Here is a 22,688-nt window from a genome sequence, read left to right as displayed (position 1 = left end):
CGGGTCAGCCCAGTGCCAGCGCGCCGCCGCCGAGGACCCCGCCCAGGATGGCCCCGCCGACCCCGGCCGTCAGGGCGCCGACGACGACCACGGCAGCCACCGCGCCGACGCCGATGGCCACATCACCCCAGTCGACACCGGGCGGCTGAGGCGCCGGGTCGGGCCGGCTGGGCTGCGGCCTGGGCCTGTCCTCCGTGTGCGGCTGACGCAGCGGACGGGGCAGCGGCTCCGGCTGCGGGGGCTTCTCCCGCGGCTTCTGCGGACGCTTCTTGACGTAGACGATGGCTCCGTCCTGGTTGAAGTCCGGTGAGTACACGTAGTGGTAGTCCTTGCCGTCCCGGGGGACGTAGGGGACCTGGCGGGTGCGGGTCATCGGTTCGCCGGGGGCCGCGGACTCCTTCTCCTGTTTCTCGTACCGCTTGATGTAGTGCTTGACCTGGTCCTTGGCCTCGCGCTTGCCCTTGGCCACGGAGGTCTTCCCCGACTTCACCTCCCAGATGAAGGCCCGCTTGTCCTCGTGCTGGTAGAGGATGTCGACCCAGCCACGGTTTCCGGTCCCGTTCTTGGAGGCCCCGGTGAGCTCGAACTCCTTGCCGCCCGGTACCGGGTGGAGGTGCTTGCTCACCCTGCTGCCGTAGCGCTTGCGCAGCTGCGTGGCGAGCTGCTTCCTGGCGACGTCGCGGGCCAGGTTGTGCAGCGTGGTCTTGTCCCCGCCGGGACCCGCGGCCCGCATCACCGCACCCTGGACGCGGTGCTGCGCCTGCGCCCGCGGACCGCCCGCCTGCCGCGGAGCCGCGGAGCCGGCGGCGGGCCCGGCGACGAGCAGCCCCAGCGGGTCGGTGTTGTTGACCGGGTCGTTGTCGGCGTACGCGTAGGGGTGATCGGCGTTGTCCGGGCCGACCTCCTGCACGGTGATCGGGTCGCGGGTGCCGAAGCGGCCCGTGCGCGTGTCGTACCAGCGGGCGCGCAGGAACAGGTCGCCGCCGGTGGCCAGTTCGCCCCGGTAGCCGAAGCGCGGCAGCTCGGGCGGCGGCAGATGCCGGGCGTGGTGGTGGTCGTCGCGCTCCCGCTGATCGTGGTCTTCGCCGTGCCCGGCGTGCTCACGGTGGCGCTCGGGTCCACCTCCGCCGTGCCTGCCGTGGCCTTCCGGGCCGTGGTCGCGCACGGGGCGGCCGAAGGTGTCGTACCCCGTTGCCGCGACCCACCAGCGGGTGTCGTGGGTACGCAGCGGAGAACCGTGGACGTCCCGCCGGAAGGTCGCCGTGTCCTCCTTCCAGTGGCCGAAGGTCCGTCCGTAGCCGTAACTGAAGTCGGCGTCATGCGGGCCGGGATGGCCGCGTTCCGTGTCGGACAGCACCGGGTCGGCGCGCTGGGTGAGGATCTGCGGGACGCTGTCCCAGCTCCAGCGGTAGCGGACGGAGGCGGTGCGCTCCGTCGCATGCCGCTCGTCCACGTTGGCGAGGACCAGGAGGGTCGGCAGCCCGTCACCGTCGTACGTGGCCTCGATCCGCTCGGCCGGGTACACACCGGTGCGCTCCATCCGCACCGGGCGGGAGAACCCGTCGTACGTGAGGGTGCGGCGGTGCTCGCCGGAACTGGCCTCGGTGAGCCGCCCCGCGCCGTCGTACCGGTAGTGGGTGCGCTGGCCGTGCGCTTCGGAGTGGATGAGCTGGTCCGCGTCGTCGTAGCGGTAGTGGGTGATCTGGTCACCATGACGGAGCAACACCCGGTTGCCGACGGCGTCATAGCGGAAGTACCGCCGCTCGTCGGGGAGTTCGTGCCAGAAACCGCCCTCTTCGCGTGCCTGGTGCGCCCAGTCGTCCGGGCCCTCGTGCGGGTCCCCGTGGTGGCCCGGCCCGTGGTGGTCCCCGGCGTCGCTGCCCAGACCGCAGGGCCGCTCCGCCCACGGCCAGGGCCGCTGCTCCCACCCGCGTACGCCCACGAGCTGGCCGAGCCGGTCGTAGCGGAAGGTGCGGAGGTGTCCGTCGTCGCGCTGCGAGAGGATCTTGCCGTCGGGGTCGTGGGTGAGGACGGTGCGCCGGACGGGCCGGCCGTCCTGGACCGTCTCGAACCGGCTGAGCAGCCCCTGCCGGTAGTCGTAGCGCCGGGCGTGGCGGTCCGGCAGCCGCTCCGTGAGCAGCCTGCCGTCCGGGTCGAGGCCGTAGGCGGCCTCCCCGGCGCGCTCGTCGCGCAGGCCGACGAGACGGCCGTTGAGGTTGTAGCTGTAGTGCAGCTGGAGTCCGTCCGGATAGCCGAGCCGGGTGCGGCGTCCGGTGCGGTCGTGGTCGGCGGTGAAGATGGCGCCGTCGGGCCCCGTGACGCGGGTGACGCGGCCGGCCCTGTCGTGGTCGTACCGGGTGGTCCCGTTCCCGTCGGTCATGCCGGTGCAGCGTCCGGCCTTGTCGTAGGTGAACGTGACGCAGGTGCCGTCGTCCGCGCGGCGTTCGGTGCAGCGGCCCTCGGGGTCGTAGCGGAAGTGCTGCTCCCGCCCGTCCGGGTCGACGAGTGCGACGAGGTTGTCCGACGTGTCGTAGCGGCGCCGGGTGACCCGGCCCAGCGGGTCGGTCTCCAAGATGAGCCGCCCCGCCTTGTCGTAGCCGTACTGGGTGCGGTTGCCGTTGGCGTCGGTGACGGAGACGAGCCGTCCGGCGCGGTCGTAGCCGTAATGGGTCTCGTTTCCCTCGCCGTTGACCACAGCGGTGAGGTTGCCGTTGGCGTCGTAGCGGTAGCGGGTGGTGATGCCGCTGGGGCTGGTCTCCGAGGTCTCCTGCCCGTGTTCGTCGAAGGTGCGGCTGGTGACCCAGCCGCGGGCGTCGATGGTGGCGACCTGGTTGCCCGCCTTGTCGAACCGGACCCGGGTGAGCAGCCCCGCCGGAGTGGTGACGGAGATGCGGCGGCCCTGCGGGTCGTAGGCGTAGCGGGTGATCCCGCCCTCCGGGTCGACGACCTCCCGGACGTGGCCGCGCCGGTCACGGGTCAGGCGCAGCAGGTTGCCGTCGCCGTCGCCGGCCGCCTCCAGGTGCCCGGCGCGGCTCCACTCATTCCTGGTACGGGCGCCGTCGGGGTCGGTGACGGCGTCCGGCATCCCCGCCTTGTCGTACGCGATCCGCCACGTGCCTCCCTCGGGCCCCGTGACGGCGGTGAGCCGGCCGGAGGCGTCGTACTCGTTCCGCGTGCGCCCGCCTGCGGCGCCGGTGACCGTGACGGGCAGGCCGCGTGCGTCGTACTCGGCGCGCGCCGTGCCCGAGGGGCCGCGTTCCTCGACGAGCCGTCCGTCGCCGTCGTAGCCGTACTCGGTGACGGCTCCCTCGGGGCCCGTCGACCTGGTGACCCTGCCGAACGCGTCGTGCTCGTAGCGCGTGACGCCGCCCTCTGGGTCGGTGACCTCGGTGAGGTTGCCCTCCTCGTCGTACCCGAAGGTCGTGGCGTGCCCCATCGGGTCCGTGGCCGCCGTCCGGTTGCCGTGCTCGTCGTAGGTGAACGTACTGGTGCCGCCCGCCGGGTCCGTCTGCCGCAGCAGCCGCCCCGCGGGCGAGTACTGGTAGGCGGTGCGGGCGCCGAGCGGGTCCGTGTGCCCGGTGACCTGGTTCGCGGAGTCGTACGTCCACGCGGAGGCGGCTCCATCGGGGGCCGTCGCCCGGGTCTGGTTGCCGGCCGGGTCGTAGTCGTACCTGGTGACCAGCTCGCCGGGGTCGGACTGCTCGACGAGGCTGCCGTGCCGGTCGTAGCGGTAGCGCGTGGTCCGCCCGTCGGCGTCGGCCTCGGCGGTGACCAGGCCGCTCTCGACGGTGCGTTCTGTGCGCGCGCCACCGGGTTCGGTGACGGCCGTCGGAATGCGGCTGCTGCCCGAGTACGCGTAGTGGGTGGCCTCGCCGCCGGGGTCGGTGTCGGTGACGGTGCGGTCGAGGGCGTCGTACCGGTACTGGGTGGTGAACCCCGCCAGGTCGCTGCTGAGCAGGTTGTCCCTCTCGTCCCAGCTCTGCCGGAGCGGGGTGCCCCCCGGGGTGGCCGCGTGGGTGAGACGGCCGCGCGCGTCGTAGCCGAAGGTGGCGGTGTGGCCCTCCTGGTCGGTGGTGGAGACGAGCCTGCCGTCCCCGTCGGCCCTGAACGTGGCGAGGGCGCCGGACGGGCGGCCGATGACAACGGTGGTTCCCGGCGGGTCGTCGTAGTCGAACTCGGTCGTGCCGCCGGACGGGTGCACCTGCCGTACCACCCGGCCCAGTTCGTCGTAGGTGTGGGAGACGAGGGTGACGTCGTCGGCGTCGGCGACCTCGGCGAGCAGGCCGCCCTCGGTGCTCCGGAAGCGGGTGACGGCTCCGTCCGGCGCGGTGACGGTGGCCAGCAGGCCGTCGTCCGTGTAGCCGTAGGACACGGCGCGGCCGTCGTCGGCCCGCACGGCGGCCAGGCGGCCCGCGGCGTCGTAGGAGAGGCTCAGAGCGCGGTCGAGCGAGTGCGTGACGCGCAGCAGCCGGCCCTCCTCGTCGTAGTCGAGCGCGGCCCGGCGGCTCTCGTCCGCGCAGGAGAGCAGCCTTCCGCCCGGGCCGAAGTGCAGTTCAAGGCCGGAGTTGTAGCGCAGGCTCCGGGAGCCGTCCTCGGCCTCGACGAGATCGGCCGTGAGGTCCTGCGGCCGCCGGAACCCGCCATCGGGGCCCCGGGTGAAGACCAGCGTGCGGCCGTCGGTGTCGTGGAACGCGACGGCGCCCTCCGGACGCTCGCTGAGCCGGGCGTCGAAGGACGAGGTCCATCCCCGGCCCAACGGACTGTCCGCCGGATTCCGGGAGTTGTAGGTACGCCGCCAGTCCAGGAGCCCGAGCAGGGGCTCGGGGAACGTCAGATCGGCGGTGTGCCGCGTGTAGTTGCCGATCGCCGTGCTGACTCCCTGGCCCGCGAAGCCGTAGCCGGGGTGCTCCCCCAGCAACTCCGCCACGGGCCGGACCACTTCGCTCGATTCCGCTCTGTCCGGCACTGCCTGCCCCCCAGTGGTCGTGGCGCAGAGCGGCGCCCTGCCCCGGTGCGTCGGATGTGCCCGAAGAGCCCCGGCGTTCCGGGTGTTCCGGATGGGCACGGCTTCACCAAGGCTCGGGCAGAAGCCCGCCGCGCCAAAGGCGCATCTCGGCCAGATGTTCCCGTCCCGCCCCGGGCGGGAAGCGGGCCGCCGGCGTGCCCCCGTACTCCCATGCCCGGCCCGGACTTCCACTCCGCGCAGATGCGCGCCTCCGGACGGGGCATGGTCCGTGCGCGCCGGGGTGGCCGGTTCCCTGCGGCCGCGACCCCGTATGCCGGGCGCGCCGTCCGCCGGTCCGGACTCACGGGACTGGCGCTTTCCTCCCCACCCCCACCCGCCCCTCCCCGTCACCTCCGTCGACAGGTCCCGCCCCGGAAGTGGGGGGTCAGTCCCGCTGCCCCCGCCGTGCGCGGCGCTCGGTGAGGATGCGGTCGGGGTCGAGCGGGGCGGTGCGGAAGGGCGGGCCCTCGGGCGGGTGGCGGATGGCCTCGCGGATGCGCACGTTGATCTCGGACACGATCCGCCGCGCCTCGGACTCGGTGCGCGCGTCGAGCGCCGCCTCGCGCGCGTCCTGCACGTCCTTGCGCAGGGCGAGCGACGGCGGCAGGCAGGAGAGGTCCTCGTCCCGCATCTTCTGCCGGATCCACCACTGTTCGTCGTACGGCCGGCCCTCGCCGGGGAGGGGCTTGCCCGCGCCGGGGAGGTTGTCGAAGGCGCCACGTTCCCCGGCCTCGCGGATCTGCCGGTCGGCCCAGGACTCGAAGCTGATGCCGGGCGGCTTGCGTTCGGTCACCGTGCGTTCCCTCCACTCGGCCGGTGCCCTCCTCGCTTGCCGATGATGGCACGGGCCCGCGTCACCCGGCCGCCGGACCGGTCTCCGCGAGGAAGCCGAGGACGAGGGGGGTGGCCGTGGCGGCGAACTCCTCGAAGTACGCGTGCCGGGCGCCGGGGACGAGCCGCAGCCGCGCGTCCGGGATACGGCGGGCCAGCAGCTCCGCGTTGGCCGCGGGGTTGAGGACGTCGTCGGTGCCGTGCACGATCAGCGTCGGCGCCGTGATCCGCGGCAGCGCGTCCCACGCGTCGTGCCCGGCGCTGGCGCGCAGGTGGGCGCGGCGGGCCGAAGCGGACATCGTCGGGTCACCCAGCGTGTGGAACGGGCCCGCGCCGCCGGCCAGGGTGCTCGGGGTGTACATCAGCTCCAGCAGGGCCCGGCGGGCCGCCTCGGGGTCGCTCTGTGTGAGCGCCCGGCGGACCTCGGGCCCGCATTCGACGGCATGCGGCCCGCCGGGCGAGGTGCAGCCGAGCACGAGGCGGCCGACGCGCTCAGGCCGGTCGGCAGCCAGCCACTGCGCGACCCGGCCGCCCATGGACGTCCCGTACACATGGGCGCGCGCGAACCCGGCGTGATCGAGCACCGCCCGCACGTCGTCGGCGAAGCTCCGCGTGCTGCAACCGTCGGAGCCGGTGCTGTCGCTGCGCCCCGTGCCCCGCTGGTCGAGCACGAGGGTGGTGAACCGCTCCTCGAAGTCCGCCCGCACGCCGTCCCACCAGTGGTGATCGTTCGCCTGCCCGCTGAGCAGCACCAGCGGTTCCCCACCGCCCCGCACCTCGTACCAGAGCGCGGCCCCGTCGTCCGCGTACGCGATCGCCATGGAGTGAGGGTACGTTCCGGCGAACGGGCTTACGCGGCACTAGGGTTGGACCCGGTGAGGTGGGCGCGGACGGGAGGGGGCCCGGTGCCGGGGGAGACGGGCAACGAGATCCACGGCGGGGTGTTTTTCAACGTCGTCGTGCAGGGCCGGGACATCACGCTGACGCTGCCGCCGGAGATCACCCCGGCACTGTCCGGACTGCCGCCCCGCTCCCCCGCGTTCACCGGCCGCGAGGCCGAACTCATGGAGCTCACGCATCGGTTGGCGCCCCCTCGGGCAACTGCGGCGGACGCGGTGACGGTCGTGACGGGGCTGGGCGGCGTCGGCAAGACCGAACTCGCGCTCCAGGCGGCGCACGGGGCACGGGCCCGCGCGGGCTGGTTCCCCGGCGGGGTCCTGTTCACCCGGCTCGCCGGGTACGACCCCGTCCGCCGGGTGTCCCCCGAAGGGGCCCTGGCCTCCATGCTGCGCGCGCTGGGCATCCCCGGCGAACACGTCCCGGCCACGCTGGACGACCGCGCGCGGCTCTACCGTTCGGTGCTGTCCGCCTACGCCGACCAGGGCCGCCGCCTGCTCGTCGTCCTCGACGACACGGACGGCGCCGGGCAGGCTGGGCCGCTGCTCCCCGGTGATCCCCGCGTCCCGGTCGTCCTCACCTCCCGGCACACCCTCGCCGAACTCGGTGCCCGCCTGGTCGATCTGACGGTGCTGGACGAGCCCGCCGCCGTCGATCTGCTGCGGCGGACCCTGCACGGGACGCGGGGAGCGGAGGACACCCGCGTCGACGCCGAGCCGGAGCAGGCGGCCGAACTCGCCGCCCTCTGCGGTGGCCTGCCGCTGGCCCTGCGCATCGCGGGCGCCCTGCTCGCCGAGTCGCCCACGCGTCCGCTGTCCTCGCTGACCGGCGCCTTCCGGGACGCGCGCGAGCGGCTGCGGCGGCTGGAGAGCGGCACGCTGGCCCTCCGCACCGCCTTCGATCTCTCCTACGCCCAACTCCCTGCGGAACAGGCGTGGTTGTTCCGCCTGCTGCCGCTCAACCCCGGTCCCGACCTGTCCACCGCGGCCGCCGCGCACCTGACCGGCACCGACGAGGACCGGGCCGACGAGCTGCTCCGCGCGCTGGAGCGGGCCCACCTGCTGGAACCGGGCCCGGTGTACGGCCGCTGGCGGCTGCACGACCTGGTACGCCTGTACGCCGACGACCTGGGCCGCCGCCACGCGCAGGAGGACGGGCGCACCCCGGCCCTGAACCGCCTGCTGGCCCACTACCTGGACACGGCCGAGGCGGCGGACGCCCACCTGACCCCGCCCTTCCGGCACCCCCGGTTCGCCTCCCGCGAGGAGGCGCTGCGGTGGCTGGACACCGAACGCGCCAACCTGCTCGCCGCCGCCTTCCACTGCCCCGCGCAGACGGCCTCCCGGATGCACCACCTGCTGGGCACCTACCTCAGCCTCACCCGCGGACACGAGGAGTGGCTCGGCCTCTGCCGGACCGCGCGGCGCAGCTCCCTCGACGCCCGCCGACTCGCCGACGCCGCCTCGGCGTTGAACAACGAGGGGCTGGCCCTCCATGGCCTGCGCCGCTTCGAGGAGGCCGTCTCCGCACACCAGCGGGCCGCGGAGGTCTTCGCGGATCTCGGCCACCCGGACGCCGAGGCCCGCGCCCTGGACAACCTCGGGAGCGCGCTCCGGAACCTGCGGCGGTACGAGGAGGCCATCGAGGCCCACACCCGCGCCGCCGCGTACTTCCGCCGGGCGGGCGACCGGTTCCATGAGGCATCCACGCTCGGCAACCTCGGAGGTGCGTTCCGGGCCGTACGGCGCTTCGAGGAGGCCGTCGAGTGCCAGGAACGGGCCGTCGCGGCCGCCCGGGAGAGCGGTGACCGGAACGGCGAGGCCATCTCCCTGAGCGGACTCGGCAACACCCTGCTCGAACTGCGGCGCCACAAGGAGGCGTTGGAGGCATTCGACCGGCAACTGGAGCTCTGCCGCGCCACGGGCCACCCGCACGGGCTGGCCCGGGCCCTGGACAATCTCGGGGCGGCGCTGCGCCGACTCCACCGGTACGACGAAGCGTTCGAGGCCCACGCCCGCTCCGCCGAGCTGTTCCAGGAGTTGGGCGAGCCGCACGGCGAGGCCCTCGCCCATGGCGCACTCGGCCTCTGCCATCTGCATTCCGGCCGCCACGGGGAGGCGGTCACCGCGCTGCGCCGTGCCGCCGGCATGCACCGTGAGGACGGTGACCGGCACGGCGAGGCGGTCAACCTGTGCAACCTCGGAGAGGCGCTGCGGCTGGCCGGCCGCCCCGCCGAGGCGGTCGAGACGCAGGAGCGGTCCGCCGCCCGCTACCGGGAGACCGGCGACGGGCACGGCGAGGGGCTCGCCCTCGCCCGCCTCGGCACCGTGCTGTTCGACACCGGCCAACACGCGCCGTCCGCCGCCGCCTTCGGCCGCTCGGCCGAACTCTTCCGGGAGGCCGGGGACGACCGGAGCGAGATGAACTCGCGGCAGAACCTGTCCATCGTCCTGCAACGGCTCGGCCGCCACGAGGAGGCGGAGCTGGCCCGGCTCCATGCCCTGGCACTGATCCACGTCCCCGAGCCTCCGCCCGGCCTGCCGGAGCCGTCCGCCGCCCTCCAGGAGCGGGTCAGACGGCGGCAGGAGCGGCTCAGGCCCGAGGAGGCGCGGATCAGGCGTGAACAGGAGGAGCAGTTCAGGCGTCAAGCGCGGGAATGATCTCCGCCCCATAGCTCTCCATCGTCGGTTCGACCGCGTCGTGCATCGCGTAGAGGGCGAACTGGTCGACGCCCAACTCGCGGAGTTCGCGCAGGCGTTCGCGGTGGCGTTCCGCGGTGCCCAGCAGGCAGAAGCGGTCGACGATCTCGTCGGGGACGAACGCGGTGTCGGGGTTCCCGGCGCGGCCGTGGTGCGCGTAGTCGTAACCCTGGCGGGCCTTGATGTACGAGGTGAGCGCGGCGGGGACGGCGTCGGTGCCCTCGCCGTAGCGGGCGACGAGGTCGGCGACGTGGTTGCCGACCATGCCGCCGAACCAGCGGCACTGCTCGCGCGCGTGCGCGAGCGCCTCGGGGCTGTCGTCGGCGGTGACGTAGGCGGGCGCGCCGACGCAGATGGTGACCGCGTCGGGGTCGCGTCCGGCCTCGGCGGCGGCCTCGCGTACCGCCTTGACCATCCACTCCGTCAGGTACGGGTCGGCGAGCTGGAGGATGAAGCCGTCGGCCTCGCGGCCCGCGAGGGCCAGGGCCTTCGGCCCGTACGCGGCCACCCAGACCGGCAGCCTGCTGGTCTCCTCGACCCACGGCAGCCGTACCGGCGTTCCGTCGACGACGGCCTCGCGGCCCTCGGCCAGTTCGCGGATGACGGAGACGGCCTCGCTCAGCGTGGCCAGGGTGTTGGGCTTGCGTCCGGCGACGCGCATGGCCGAGTCGCCGCGGCCAATGCCGCAGACGGTGCGGTTGCCGTACATCTCGTTGAGCGTGGCGAAGGTGGAGGCGGTGACCTCCCAGGCGCGGGTGCTGGGGTTGGTCACCATCGGGCCGACGGTCAGCCGTTCGGTGTGGTCGAGGATGCGGCTGTGCACGACGTACGGCTCCTGCCACAGGACGGCCGAGTCGAAGGTCCAGCCGTAGCGGAAGCCCTGCTCCTCGGCCCGGCGCATCAGGTCGACGGTGCGGGAGGCGGGCGGGTCGGTCTGCAGGACGAGTCCGAAGTCCATGACGTGCGGCTCCTTGTGGGAGACGAGGGGTGGCTCCTGGTCCGGAGGGATTCAGCGCAGCAGCTGGCAGAGGCCGCGCGGCGTGTACTGGCCGTGCCCGGCACGGCCGGTGAACGTCCGCCGGTCGATGACGGTCTCGCCGCGGGAGAGGACGGTCTCGACGCGTCCGGTGATCCGCTTCCCCTCGTACGCCGAGTAGTCGACGTTCATGTGGTGCGTCTCGGCGGAGAGGGTCTGCTCGGCGTGCGGGTCGTAGAGCACGACGTCGGCGTCCGAACCCGGCTGGAGGGTGCCCTTCTTCGGGTAGAGGCCGAACATCCGGGCCGGGGTGGCGCAGGCCAGTTCGATCCACCGGCGGCGGGTCAAGTGGCCCTCCACGACGGCCTGGTGGAGCAGGTCCATGCGGTGCTCGACGCCGGGCATACCGTTGGGGATCTTGGAGAAGTCGCCGCGGCCCAGCTCCTTCTGGCCGGTGAAGCAGAAGGGGCAGTGGTCGGTGGAGACGACCTGGAGGTCGTCGGTGCGCAGCGCGCGCCAGAGCGCCGCCTGGTGCTCGCGGGGGCGCAGCGGGGTGGAGCAGACGTACTTGGCGCCGCCGAAGTCCGGCTCGGCGAGGTTGTCGGTGGACAGGAACAGGTACTGCGGGCAGGTCTCGCCGAAGACGGGCAGGTCCTTGTCGCGGGCCGCGGCGAGTTCGGCGACGGCCTCCTCGGCGGAGACGTGCACCACGTACAGCGGCGCCTCGGCGACGCGGGCGAGCTGGATCGCGCGGTGGGTGGCCTCCGCCTCCAGCAGCGCCCGGCGCACCTCGCCGTGGTGGCGGGGGTCGGTCCGCCCGGCGGCGAGGGCCTGTTCGACGAGGACGTCGATGGCGATGCCGTTCTCCGCGTGGGTCATGATCAGGCCACCGTTGGAGGCGCCGCGCTGGAGGGCGCGCAGGATCTGCCCGTCGTCGCTGTAGAAGACGCCCGGGTAGGCCATGAACAGCTTGAAGGAGGAGATGCCCTCCTCCACCAGCAGGTCCATCTCCTTGAGGGTGCCCTCGTTCACGTCGGAGAGGATCATGTGGAACGCGTAGTCGACGGCGCACCGCGCGTCGGCCTTGGCGTGCCAGCGGTCGAGGCCCTCGCGCAGCGCGCGGCCCTTCGTCTGGACGGCGAAGTCGACGATCGTGGTGGTGCCGCCCCAGGCGGCGGCGCGGGTTCCGGTCTCGAAGTCGTCGGACGAGAAGGTGCCGCCGAAGGGGAAGTCCATGTGCGTGTGGGCGTCGACTCCGCCCGGCAGCACGTACTTTCCGGTGGCGTCCAGCGTGCGCCCGGCGCTCCAGCCCTCGGCGACGGTGCTGCCGGTGGCGGCGACGGCGGCGATCCGGCCATCCTCGATGAGCACGTCGGCGTGCAGTTCGTCGGACGCGGTGACGACGAGGCCGTTCCGGATCGCGGTGCGGCTCGGCTGGTGCGTCATGCTCCGGACTCCCCTCCGTCGAGCTGCGACTGGGCCTGCCGCAGGGCCTGTTCGAGGATCTCGGCGCCCTCCTCGGCCTCGGCGACGGTCAGCGACAGCGGCGGGGCGATGCGCAGCACGCCGCCGGCGCCGTACCCGCCGCCCTTGCCGATCAGCAGCCCCCGCTCGCGCGCGGCCTCCAGGACGAGGTCGGCGGGGTGCGGCGCGGCGGGCGAGGCCGGCTCGTGGAACTCGATGCCGAGCATCAGCCCCCGGCCGCGCACCTCGCGGACGATGCCGAGCCCCGCGGTGACGGCGTGCAGCCGCTGGAGCAGCAGCCCGCCGACCCGCCTGGCGTTGCTCTGCAGGTCGTGTTCGAGGAGGTGGGCGAGGTTGGCGTTGGCGGCGGCCATGGTGACGGGGCTGCCGCCGAAGGTCGAGATGGAGTTCGCGTCCAGGCAGTTCATGATCTCGGCGCGGGCGATGACGCCGCCGACGGACATGCCGTTGCCGATGCCCTTGGCGAAGGTGACGATGTCCGGCGGCCCGTTGCCGTCGTGCGCCTGCCAGCCCCAGAAGTGGTCCCCGGTGCGCCCCCAGCCGGTCTGCACCTCGTCGCTGATCCACAGGATGCCCTGTTCGGCGAGGACTTCGCGGTACGCGGCGAGCAGCCCGTCCGGCGGCGAGGTGAACCCGCCGACGCCCTGCACCGGTTCGGCGATCAGCGCCGCGACGTCGGCACGGGTCTGGCCGAGCATGTCGCGCAGGTCGTCGACGCAGGCCGTGGTGAAGACGGCGTCGTCCAGACCGGCGAAGGGGCCGCGGTGCCGGACGCCGCCGTGCACGTACAGCGTCTGGAGCGGCGAGAGACTCGTCGGGGACCAGGCGCGGTTGCCGGTGATGCCGACGGCGGAGAAGGAGCGCCCGTGGTAGCTGTTGCGCAGCGCGAGGATCTGGTTCGAGCGGCGGTACGCGGTGGCCAGCAGCAGCGCGGTGTCGTTGGCCTCGGTGCCCGAGGTGGTGAAGAAGACCCGCGCGTCGGGGATGCGGGAGAGGGCGGCGACGCGTTCGGCGAGCTCCACCATGGGGCGGTTGAGGTAGAGGGTGGAGGTGTGCAGGATGCGTCCGGCCTGTTCCTGGACGGCCTTGGTGACCTCGGGCAGCGCGTGCGCGGTGAGGGTGGTGAGGATGCCGCCGAAGAAGTCGAGGTAGCGCTTGCCGGTGCTGTCCCACACGTGCCGGCCCTCGCCGTGCGAGAGGTCGATCGGCTCGCGGTAGTAGAGGGCGAGCCACTCGGGCAGCACGGCGCGGTGCCTGGCGTGCAGTTCGAGGCTGCCCGTCGGGCCTCCGGCGGCGCCGGGCAGCGGCGGCTGGACGCCCGCGCGGGCTTCCTCGCCGCGTTCGGCCGGACGGTCGTCCGGGTGGGTGCCGGGCATCAGGGACGCACCAGTCCTTCGTAGGCGTCGGGCCGGCGGTCGCGGTAGAACGCCCACTGGTGGCGGACCTCGTCGATGAGGCCGAAGTCGAGGTCACGGACGACGAGTTCGTCCTCCTTGTCCCCGGCGACGTCCCCGACGAACCGGCCGCGCGGGTCGACGAAGTAGCTCGTCCCGTAGAAGTCGTTGTCGCCGTATTCCTCGCTGCCGACGCGGTTGATCGCGGCGACGAAGTACTCGTTGGCGACGGCGGCCGCGGGCTGTTCCAGCTGCCACAGGTAGGAGGACAGGCCGCGGGAGGTGGCGGAGGGGTTGTAGACGAGCTGGGCGCCGGCGAGGCCGAGCGCCCGCCAGCCCTCGGGGAAGTGCCGGTCGTAGCAGATGTACACGCCGACGCGGCCGACTGCGGTGTCGAAGACGGGCCAGCCGAGGTTGCCGGGCCGGAAGTAGAACTTCTCCCAGAATCCCCGCACCTGGGGGATGTGGTGCTTGCGGTAGGAGCCGAGGACGGTGCCGTCGGCGTCGATCACGGCGGCGGTGTTGTAGTAGAAGCCGGAGCTCTCGACCTCGAAGACCGGGACGACGACGACCATTCCGGTCTCCCGCGCGAGCTCCCGCATCCGCTGGACGGTGGGCCCGTCGGGCACGCGCTCGGCCCACTTGTAGTGCTCGGGGTCCTGCACCTGGCAGAAGTACGGGGCGTTGAACACCTCTTGGAAGCCGATGATCCGCGCACCCTGGCGGGCCGCCTCGCGGGCGTGCTCCTCATGCTTGGCGATCATCGACTCGGTGTCGCCCGTCCAGGTCGCCTGCACCAGCGCGGCACGCACAACTTGGGCCATGAACTGCTCCTTTGCCGGGGCGTCAGCCAGTTCGACACGCGTAGATCACGTGAGCTTGTGACCGTAATTCCCGTCACCCAGTGTGGCAAGACCATCGACGTTACGTCGCGGGCGCGATCTCGTTTCCCCGCTGGGCACAGCCTTCCGCGGACCCCGGACCCGGGTGCGAGGATGCCTTTACCCGGACGTAACCTACCGACGGGTTACCTCGGGTACGGATTGCTGCTTACTCTCCGGTCAGTTCGCATGTGCCGCCCCCGGCGCCTCGACCCGGTGCCCACCCGTCGAACCGGCCGACCGACTGGAGCAGTTGATGCCCTCCCCCACACCCCGCACCTTCGCCGCGCCCTCCCTCCGCTCCCCGCGCGCCCGCGGCGCCGTGGCGGGCGCGGCGGCGGCCGGCCTCCTCACCACCGCGGCCCTGGCCGGCGCCCCGCACGCCGAGGCCGCGCCCCGCAGCGCACCGGCCGCGGCCGCCGGCCAGGGCCAGTCCGACGACGGGCGCGTGCGGTTCGTCGACATCGCCGGGGACGGCGGGACCGCACTCAAGGCCAACGTGGTCTCCCCCGCCGACGCGAAGCCGGGCGAGCGGCACCCCGCCGTCGTCCTGCCGACCAGCTGGGCGATGCCGCAGGTCGAATACCTCGCGCAGGCCAAGAAGCTCGCCGACTCGGGCTATGTGGTGGTCAGTTACAACTCGCGCGGCTTCTGGCAGTCGGGCGGCGAGATCGAGACCGCGGGGCCCGAGGACGTCCGCGACGCCTCCAAGGTCATCGACTGGACCCTCGCCCACACCTCGGCCGACCCGGACAAGGTCGGTATGGCGGGCGTCAGTTACGGAGCGGGCATCGGCCTGCTCGCCGCCGCGCACGACGAGCGGATCAAGGCCGTCGTCGCGCTCAGCGGCTGGGGCGACCTCATCGAGTCGATCTACGGCGGCCGCACCCAGCACAAGCAGGCGGCCGCGATGCTCGGCGGCGCGGGCGCGCTGACCGGCCGCCCCAGCGCCGAACTCCGACAGATCCTGGACGACTTCATGCACTCGAACCTCGACAAGGAGGACGAGATGATCGCCTGGGGGAAGAAGCGCTCCCCCAGCACCTACGTCGACCGGATCAACGACAACGGCGCGGCCGTCATGCTCGGCAACGCCTGGGGCGACTCGATCTTCCCGCCCAACCAGTACGCCGACCTCTTCGAGAAGCTCGAAGGGCCCAAGCGGCTGGAGTTCCGCCCCGGCGACCACGCCACCCCCGAGATGAGCGGACTGCTCGGCCTCCCCAACGACACCTGGTCGCACGCCCGGAGCTGGCTCGACCGCTACCTCAAGGGCGAGCGCAACGGCATCGACGAGGAGGCCCCCGTCCAGCTCAAGTCCCGCAGCAGCGGCGGCTACGAGGGCTACGCCGACTGGGACTCCCTCGCCTCCTCGCGGGAGGAACTCCCCCTCGACGGCGAGCCGCGGACCATCGCAGCCGACAAGGACTCCGGCGCCAACGGCGGCACCATCTTCCTCTCCCAGCTCCTCGACCAGTTCTTCCGCCTCCCCCCGACCGCCTCCCTCCCGCTGCTGCCCAGGTCCCGCGCCGCCGTCTGGGAGTCCGCGCCGTACGAGCGGGCCAGGAAGGTGCGCGGCGCGCCCCGGCTGCACACCACCGTCACCCCGCACGAGAGCAGCGGCACGGGCATCGCCTACCTGTACGACGTCGGGCCGCTCGGGCACGCCAAGCTGATCAGCAGCGCGCCGTTCACCTTCCACGACCGGAAGCCGGGCGAGCCCTTCCCCGTCGACGTCGAACTCGGCGCCACCGCCTACGACGTACCGGAAGGCCACCGGACGGCCCTGGTCGTCGACGGCGTCGACCCGCTCTACATCGACCACAACCCCGACGGCGCCCGGCTCACCTTCACCTCCCCGGCCACCGACCCGTCCCGCCTCACCATCCCGGTACGCGACTGACCGACCCGGCGCCGTAACCCCCGGGAAACAGCGCACAGACACCATTCCCGCATGCAGACCGCACAGGTGGAGTGGGACGACGAGGAAGCCGCCGCGCTCCGCGCGTACCAGCGCGCGGAGATCGCCGGGCTCTACGGCACCCCGGACAGCGAGCCCGGGGTGCCCCCGTCGGCCGCCGACATCACCGCCTTCTTCCTCGCCCGCGCGGACGACGGCAGCCCGCTGGGCTGCGCGGGGCTCCGTGAACTCGGCACGGACACAGGGGAGATCAAGCGCATGTACGTCGTCCCCGCCGCCCGCGGCACGGGCGCGGCCGCGCGGCTCCTCGACGCTCTGGAGTCCTGGTCACGCGCGCGTGGCTGGACCCGGCTCCGCCTGGAGACGGGCCCGCTCCAGCACGCCGCCGTCCGCTTCTACACCCGCTCCGGCTACCACCGCATCCCCAACTTCGGTGCCTACACCGGCCATTCCGCCTCCCACTGCTACGAACGGGAGCTGTGACGCGCCCTAACCCTCCCCTTCCTCGAACATCCCCTCCGCCGGCGTCCCCTCGGCCATGCGGTGGGTGGTGCTGGCACCGTCGAGGGACTCGCGGATGATGTCGGCGTGGCCGCTGTGGTGCGCGATCTCGCGGAAGACGTGCAGGAGGACGTGCCGGACCGTCCACCGCTCGGGCTCCGGCGGCGACCACGGGTACCTCGGCAGCGTCAGCATCCGGTCGGGGTCGGGTTCCTCGCGCACCACGCGGTCGAACTCGGCCGCCGCGGCGTCGAATTCGGCGAGCAGCCCGGCGAGGGTCTCCCGCTCCGTCATCCGGTACGCGTCCGGGTCGAGGTCGGCGAAGGCGACCTGCGCGGGGGCCGTCCCCGCGATCGTCTCCAGCCACATCCGCTGTGTACCGGCCAGGTGCTTGACCAGGCCGCCCAGGGTCAGTTCGCTGACCGTCGTGCGGGCGCGGGCCTGCTCGTCGGTCAGCCCGTCCACCGTGTACCGGAAGTTGGTCCGCTGATCCGCCACGATCTCCAGCAGATCGGCCCGCTCCCCCGGCCCCGCCCCGCCGCTCTCGTGCTCCGTGCCCATGACCGTCCCCTTCCTCGTGACCGACGGGAAGGACCCTAGCCCCGCCCACTGACACCGGCCCCGACGGACACACCGCGCCCTCCGGCCCCCACCGCCCCGGGGGCCCGAAACCCGCAGGTCCGGGTGCCGTAGGGTCGCTGCCGCAGTCCATCCCGGGGAGCGAGCAGCATGTCCAGCACAGCCATGCCCATGACCGTCGGCGCCGAGGAGATCGAGGCCGCCCTTCCGATGGAACGCGCGGTGGACGCCGTCCTGCGCGCGTTGCGGGAGGGCCTGGACCCGGAGACCGATCCGGCACGTGCGCGGGTACCGGTCGCGCACGGCGAACTGCTGCTGATGCCCTCGCAGTCGGCCCGGTACGCCGGGGTCAAGCTGGCCTCGGTGGCGCCGGACAACCCGGCCCGGGGCCTGCCCCGCATCCAGGGCGGCTACCTGCTGCTGGACGCGGAGACCCTCGCCCCGCTGGCCCTGCTCGACGGGGTGGCGCTCACCTCGGTCCGCACCGCGGCCGTCTCGGCGGCCGCCGCCGAGCTGCTCGCGCCCCAGGAGGCGGCGGAACTGGTGCTGTTCGGCACGGGGCCGCAGGCGCACAGCCACCTCTCGGCGCTGCGCGCGGTACGCCCGCTGCGCCGCGTCACCGTCGTCGGCCGGGACCAGCGGCGCGCCCGCGAGTTCGCGGCCGCGCGCACCGGACCGGGGCTCACGGTGTCCGTGGCGGCGCCCGGGGCGGCGGCCGACGAGGCGGTGGCGGGCGCCGATCTGGTGGCCTGCTGCACGAGTTCGGCGGTGCCGCTGTTCGCGGGCGAGCGGGTGGCCGGGCACGCGACGGTGCTGGCCGTCGGCTCGCACTCGCCGGAGGCCCGGGAGACGGACGACGCGCTGGTGCGCCGCGCCTCGGTCGTCGTCGAGTCCCGCGCCTCGGCGCTGCGCGAGGCGGGCGACGTCCTGCTCCCCCTCGCGGCCGGTGTCCTGACCGAGGAGGAGCTGACGGGGCTGGCCGAACTGGCGCGCGGCGAAGCGACGTTGCCGGCCACGGGGCCACGCTTCTTCAAGAGCACCGGCATGTCCTGGGAGGACCTCGCCCTCGCCGCCGCCGCGTACGAAGCCCTGCCCGGCCGGTCGTGAACCGGCGGTGCCCCGCGGCCGTGCACCGCGGGGCACCGCTCAGTCGTGACCGGGCTCGGTCGTGACCGGGCTCAGTCGTCCGGCTGGACGACCATCGCGGAGCCGCCGCCGCGCCGCTCCCTCTCGGCCGCGGCGAGCCAGCGCCCGTCCGGCAGGAGCTGGATGCCGGTGGCGGCGCCGATCTCCTCGGTCTCCTTGAACCGGTGCCCCATCGCCTCCAGTCGCTTGCGCAACGGGCTGTCGTAGAGGGCCGGTTCGGCCTCGGTCTCCTCGGCGTTGCGCTGGCTGGCGCGGGGCGCGGCGATCGCGTCGACGAGCGGCATGCCCCGGTCCAGGTGGTTGGTGAGGGTCTGCAGGACGGTGGTGATGATCGTGGCGCCGCCGGGCGAGCCCAGCGCCAGCAGCGGCCGGCCGTCGTCCAGGACGAGCGTCGGGGAGATCGAGGAGCGCGGACGCTTGGACGGTCCGGGCAGGTTGGGGTCGTGGACGCCCTCGACGGCGGGCTCGAAGGAGAAGTCCGTCAGCTCGTTGTTGAGCAGGAAGCCGCGCCCGGGAACGGTGATGCCGCTGCCACCGGTCTGCTCGATGGTGAGCGTGTAGGCGACGATGTTGCCCCACTTGTCCGAGGTCGTCAGGTGCGTGGTGTGCCGGCCCTCGTAGGTGGTCGGCGCGGGCGCGTCACCCGGCTCGCAGGGCTGCGGGTCGTTCGGGTCGCCGGGCGCGACGGGGCTGGTGAGGGCCTTGTCGTCGTCGACGAGGCAGGCCCGCGAGTCGGCGAAGCGCTGCGAGAGCAGGCCCTCGGTGGGCACGTCCTCCTGCGCCGGGTCGCCGACCCAGCGGCCGCGGTCGGCGAAGGCGAGCCTGCTGGCCTCGATGTAGCGGTGCAGGTAGTCGCGTTCGCCGAGCTCGCCGACGTCGCTGTTCTCCAGGATGTTCAGCCCCTCGGCGACGCTGGTGCCGCCGGAGGACGAGGGCGCCATGCCGTAGATGTCGAGCCCCCGGTACTCGCTGCGGGTGGGCTCGCGCTCCAGCGCCTCGTAGCCGCGCAGGTCCGCGCGGGTCAGGTCGCCGGGGCGCACCTTCCGCTCGGCGTCCGGGTCGACGGGCGGCTTGCGGACGGTCCGCACCACGTCCTCGCCGATGCCGCCCCGGTACATCGCCCCGACCCCGTCCCGGCCCAACTCGCGGTAGGTACGGGCCAGATCGGGGTTCCGCAGGGTGGTTCCGGTACGGGGCGGCTTGCCGCCGGGGAGGAACAGTTCGGCGCTGGCGGGGAAGTCGCGGAAGCGGTCGGCGTTCTCGGCCGTCTGCTTCCGGAACGTCTCGTCGACGGTGAAGCCCTCGTCCGCGATCCGCTCGGCGGGCCGGAGCACCTCGCGCAGCGGCTTGCTGCCCCAGGAGGCCAGCGCCCGCTGCCAGGTCGCGGGCGTGCCGGGCGTACCGGTGGACAGCCCCGAGGTGACGGCCTCGTCGAAGGGGACGGGCTCGCCGTCCTCACGGAACAGGTTCTCGTCGGCGCCGGCCGGCGCGGTCTCCCGGCCGTCGAGGGTGCGCACCTTGCCGCTGGCCGCGTCGTACGAGACGAGGAAGCCGCCGCCCCCGATGCCCGCCGAGTACGGCTCGGTGACGCCGAGGGCCGCCGCGGTGGCGACGGCCGCGTCGACGGCGTTGCCGCCCTGCTTCAGCACCTCGATGCCCGCGGCCGAGGCGTCCGGGTCGACGCTGGAGACGGCCCCGCCCGAACCGGTGGCCACCGGGGTCTTCTCGGGGGGCTTCGCCGGGGCCCGGTCGCCCGGCGGGGCGGCCCCCGCCGTGAGTGTGCCTGCCACCGCGAGCGCGGTCAGCGCCGTCAACGCCCGGGAGCGGGCGGTGAAACGGGCACCGCGTCGTCGTACGCGCCGCATCCGTGACCTCCTGTGCGTGTAGGTCAGCGCAGCCTAGACCGGATGTTGCGGACACGTCAGTACACGTCGGGGGCGGGATGTCGCGGACACCTCACCTCCCGCTCGAACACGGATTCTCCATCAGCTGTACGCTGCCGCCCCATGAATGACACCCTCCGCGAGACCGTGCTCGTCCTGATCGTGGCCGCGGCGGCGCTCGCCGCGGGCTGGGCGGTGCGCGGCGCCGTGTGGCGGCGCGGACGGCGGCGCACCCAGAGGTTCTTCGGGCTGCCGGACAACTCGGAGTGCCTGTTCGTCGTCGGCCGCGAGACCGGCGCGGCCGAGTGGCCCGTGACGCGCGGGGACGCCCTGGCCCTGCTGGAGCTGTCCGCGCACGTGAAGGAGTGCGGCGCGCACGCCGAACTCGTCCCGCACGACGCGGCGCAGCAGGGCTTCGGCGAACGGACGGAGTTCTGCGTCGGCGGCCCCGGCGCGAACCGCCGGATGGCCGCCCACCTGACCTCGCTGCTGCCCGGCGTACGGATCAACGCGGGCCCGGACGCCGAACCCGGCCCGGACCGGGGCGCGTTCGCGATCGGCGGCGAGCGGTACCGGATGGCGAACGGCAGCGTCGAACACGTCCTGCTGGCCCGGCTCACCGCGGGGCAGAACGGCAACACCCGCCCGGTGTTCCTCTTCTGCGGGCAGCGTCCGGTCACCCACCAGGCCGCCTCCCGCTATCTGGCCAGGAACCACGCGCGGCTGGCCAGGAAGTACGGCAGCGGCTCGTTCTGCCTGCTGCTGAAGGTCGTCAACTCGCAGGCGTACGGCCCGGACGTGGTCGAGCTGGTCTCCGACGTGACCCGCGCGGCCACGAGCCCGCCGCCCGCCGCCGCCCCCGCGCCCAACGGCGGCGCCCGCAAGGGCGGCAGCCACCGCGCGCCCTGACCCGGCGGAAACGGAAACCGGCCCTCCGCCCGCGGTGCGGGTGGAGGGCCGGTGCCGGTCCGGGAGCGTCAGCCGCGGGCGCCCGGCATGGTGGAGCCGGCCTCGGCCGGTGCGATGTCGACGGCCTTGTTCTTGACGTTGCCGCGCTCCCGCCTGGCCACCCACTGCGCGAACCAGGACAGCAGCATGCACATCCCGATGTAGATCGCGGAGATGACGATGACGACCGGGATGAACGGCATCGCGTAGTCCAGGTTGATCGCGATGAGCTTGCCCGCGTGCAGGAACTCCTCGTAGGTGATCAGGTATCCGAGCGAGGTGTCCTTCAGCGCGACGACGAGCTGGCTGATGATCGCGGGCATCATGGCCCGCACCGCCTGCGGCACCAGGACGTGCGTCATCACCTGCGTCTTGCGCAGCCCCAGCCCGTACGCGGCCTCCCGCTGTCCGCGTTCGACGGAGTGCACGCCGGAGCGGAAGACCTCGGCGAGCACCGAGCCGTTGTACAGCGTCAGCCCCGCGACGAGCGCGGGTAGCGGCTGCACCTGGAGCGCGACGAAGATGAAGAAGATCATCACCAGCACGGGCATGGCCCGGAAGAACTCCACCAGCAGCGTGGAGACCCAGCGCACCGGCGCGTGCTCGGACAGCCGCCCGGAGGCGAGCAGCGCGCCGAGCGCGAGCGAGAGCACGGCGGCGAAGACGAAGGCCTTGAGGGTGTTGCCGAGCCCGGCGAGCAGCAGCTCCTGGATGCCGGCGTAGGTGAAGGGACGCCACTTGGCGGCCTCGAACTGGCCCGTGTCGACAAGGAGATACATCACCCAGCCGACGAGCGCGGCCAGCACCACGGTGGCGACCACGCCGTACAGCAGGTGCCGGGCGCGGGCCTTGGGGCCCGGCAGGTCGTACAGGGCCGAGGAGGTCGTGTGCGCGGTCATCGGGCGACTCCCCAGCGCTTCTCCATGAGATGGAACAGCGCGCTGATGGCGAGGGTCAGGATCAGGTAGCCGAGCGCGATCCAGATGAAGCTCCAGATCACGCTGTAGCCGTTCTCGTTGAGTGTCTTGTAGGTGCTGAGCAGCTCGACGACGCTGAACGAGCCGGCGATCGCCGAGTTCTTGGCGAGCGCGATCAGCGTCGAGCCGATGGGCGGGATGACGGTGCGGAACGCCTGCGGCAGGATCACCGTGCCGAGGGTCTGCCCGAAGGTCATGCCGAGACTGCGGGACGCCTCGCCCTGCCCGAGCGGCACCGTGTTGATGCCGGAGCGCACCGCCTCGCAGATGAAGGCGGAGGTGTAGCAGCCGAGCGCGAGCACGGCGAACACCTCGAAGGAGAGCGCCACTCCGAAGCGCGGCAGGCCCAGCAGCATCGCGAAGAACAGCAGGGTGAGCGGGGTGTTGCGGAGCACGGTCACCCAGCCGGTGCCGATGGCGCGCAGCGCACGCACGGGGGCGACGCGGAAGCCCGCCATGACGACGCCCACGACGAGGGCGAGGACCGAGGCGTAGACCGTCAGCCTGATCGTGCCGAGGAAGCCCTCCCCGTAGAGCGAGAAGTTCTCGGTGAGTACGTTCATGT

Annotated in this window: 16 protein-coding genes; 5 read left to right on the top strand and 11 right to left on the bottom strand. The window is 73.2% G+C overall.

The annotated features are described in order from the left end of the window. Nucleotides 1–4 precede the first annotated feature (4 nt). The 3 genes from HCC30_RS01730 to HCC30_RS01720 form a co-directional block, all read right to left on the bottom strand. The gene (locus tag HCC30_RS01730; protein ID WP_169440140.1) at nucleotides 5–4,927 is read right to left on the bottom strand and encodes a DUF6531 domain-containing protein; all 4,923 of its coding nucleotides are present in this window, start codon (nucleotides 4,925–4,927) and stop codon (nucleotides 5–7) included. Between the two features lie 463 nt (nucleotides 4,928–5,390). Continuing rightward, the gene (locus HCC30_RS01725; RefSeq protein ID WP_169440139.1) at nucleotides 5,391–5,798 is read right to left on the bottom strand and encodes a DUF1992 domain-containing protein; all 408 of its coding nucleotides are present in this window, start codon (nucleotides 5,796–5,798) and stop codon (nucleotides 5,391–5,393) included. 61 nt (nucleotides 5,799–5,859) lie between these two features. Beyond that, entirely contained in the window at nucleotides 5,860–6,657 is a 798-nt protein-coding gene (locus HCC30_RS01720) for an alpha/beta fold hydrolase (protein WP_169440138.1), read from the bottom strand. An 84-nt stretch (nucleotides 6,658–6,741) separates the two neighbouring features. Between HCC30_RS01720 and HCC30_RS01715 the strand changes: the two genes are divergently transcribed. Beyond that, the gene (locus tag HCC30_RS01715; RefSeq protein ID WP_169440137.1) at nucleotides 6,742–9,393 is read left to right on the top strand and encodes a tetratricopeptide repeat protein; all 2,652 of its coding nucleotides are present in this window, start codon (nucleotides 6,742–6,744) and stop codon (nucleotides 9,391–9,393) included. Here the strand turns inward: HCC30_RS01715 and HCC30_RS01710 are convergent. Genes HCC30_RS01710 through HCC30_RS01695 form a run of 4 tightly spaced genes read right to left on the bottom strand, consistent with a single transcriptional unit; the run spans nucleotide 9,371 to nucleotide 14,111 of the window. Beyond that, nucleotides 9,371–10,390, bottom strand: a complete 1,020-nt coding sequence (locus HCC30_RS01710) for a TIGR03842 family LLM class F420-dependent oxidoreductase (protein WP_169440136.1) — start codon at nucleotides 10,388–10,390, stop codon at nucleotides 9,371–9,373. The two genes, HCC30_RS01715 and HCC30_RS01710, sit on opposite strands and share 23 nt — an antisense overlap. A gap of 51 nt (nucleotides 10,391–10,441) precedes the next feature. Beyond that, nucleotides 10,442–11,854: a dihydropyrimidinase gene (gene hydA, locus HCC30_RS01705; protein ID WP_169440135.1), complete on the bottom strand. Its 1,413-nt coding sequence runs from the start codon at nucleotides 11,852–11,854 to the stop codon at nucleotides 10,442–10,444. Beyond that, a complete protein-coding gene (locus HCC30_RS01700; protein ID WP_169440134.1) occupies nucleotides 11,851–13,269 on the bottom strand; it encodes an aspartate aminotransferase family protein in 1,419 nt (472 codons plus the stop codon). Before HCC30_RS01700 ends, hydA begins: the two co-directional genes overlap by 4 nt. After that, nucleotides 13,269–14,111 carry a nitrilase-related carbon-nitrogen hydrolase gene (locus tag HCC30_RS01695; RefSeq protein ID WP_169440133.1) on the bottom strand — a complete coding sequence of 281 codons (843 nt, stop codon included), beginning with the start codon at nucleotides 14,109–14,111 and terminating at the stop codon, nucleotides 13,269–13,271. Before HCC30_RS01695 ends, HCC30_RS01700 begins: the two co-directional genes overlap by 1 nt. Before the next feature lie 313 nt (nucleotides 14,112–14,424). Here HCC30_RS01695 and HCC30_RS01690 point away from each other — a divergent pair, with 313 nt between their 5' ends. Both HCC30_RS01690 and HCC30_RS01685 read left to right on the top strand, forming a co-directional pair. Next, nucleotides 14,425–16,071, top strand: a complete 1,647-nt coding sequence (locus tag HCC30_RS01690) for a CocE/NonD family hydrolase (RefSeq protein WP_169440132.1) — start codon at nucleotides 14,425–14,427, stop codon at nucleotides 16,069–16,071. Between the two features lie 51 nt (nucleotides 16,072–16,122). Further along, a complete protein-coding gene (locus HCC30_RS01685; RefSeq protein ID WP_169440131.1) occupies nucleotides 16,123–16,572 on the top strand; it encodes a GNAT family N-acetyltransferase in 450 nt (149 codons plus the stop codon). 6 nt (nucleotides 16,573–16,578) lie between these two features. Here the strand turns inward: HCC30_RS01685 and HCC30_RS01680 are convergent, their stop codons facing one another. Next, on the bottom strand, nucleotides 16,579–17,151 hold the full coding sequence (locus HCC30_RS01680; RefSeq protein WP_169440130.1) for a DinB family protein: 573 nt from the start codon (nucleotides 17,149–17,151) through the stop codon (nucleotides 16,579–16,581). A gap of 168 nt (nucleotides 17,152–17,319) precedes the next feature. On the opposite strand from HCC30_RS01680, the gene HCC30_RS01675 reads away from it, so the two are divergent. Further along, complete coding sequence (locus HCC30_RS01675; protein WP_169440129.1) at nucleotides 17,320–18,276, top strand: ornithine cyclodeaminase family protein; 957 nt, start codon at nucleotides 17,320–17,322, stop codon at nucleotides 18,274–18,276. Nucleotides 18,277–18,347: 71 nt separating this feature from the next. Here HCC30_RS01675 and ggt read toward each other — a convergent pair whose 3' ends face one another. Further along, on the bottom strand, nucleotides 18,348–20,180 hold the full coding sequence (ggt, locus tag HCC30_RS01670) for a gamma-glutamyltransferase (protein WP_169440128.1): 1,833 nt from the start codon (nucleotides 20,178–20,180) through the stop codon (nucleotides 18,348–18,350). Nucleotides 20,181–20,321: 141 nt separating this feature from the next. Here ggt and HCC30_RS01665 point away from each other — a divergent pair, with 141 nt between their 5' ends. Further along, the gene (locus HCC30_RS01665; RefSeq protein WP_169440127.1) at nucleotides 20,322–21,107 is read left to right on the top strand and encodes a hypothetical protein; all 786 of its coding nucleotides are present in this window, start codon (nucleotides 20,322–20,324) and stop codon (nucleotides 21,105–21,107) included. A gap of 68 nt (nucleotides 21,108–21,175) precedes the next feature. Here the strand turns inward: HCC30_RS01665 and HCC30_RS01660 are convergent, their stop codons facing one another. Both HCC30_RS01660 and HCC30_RS01655 read right to left on the bottom strand, forming a co-directional pair. After that, complete coding sequence (locus tag HCC30_RS01660) at nucleotides 21,176–22,045, bottom strand: amino acid ABC transporter permease (protein ID WP_169440126.1); 870 nt, start codon at nucleotides 22,043–22,045, stop codon at nucleotides 21,176–21,178. After that, nucleotides 22,042–22,686: an amino acid ABC transporter permease gene (locus tag HCC30_RS01655; protein ID WP_169440125.1), complete on the bottom strand. Its 645-nt coding sequence runs from the start codon at nucleotides 22,684–22,686 to the stop codon at nucleotides 22,042–22,044. Before HCC30_RS01655 ends, HCC30_RS01660 begins: the two co-directional genes overlap by 4 nt. Nucleotides 22,687–22,688: the final 2 nt, after the last annotated feature.

This window comes from Streptomyces sp. HNM0574, from assembly GCF_012726235.1.
GTDB lineage: Bacteria > Actinomycetota > Actinomycetes > Streptomycetales > Streptomycetaceae > Streptomyces.
Note: the sequence above shows the minus strand (reverse complement) of the source record. Positions and strands in the feature narration are given on the sequence as shown.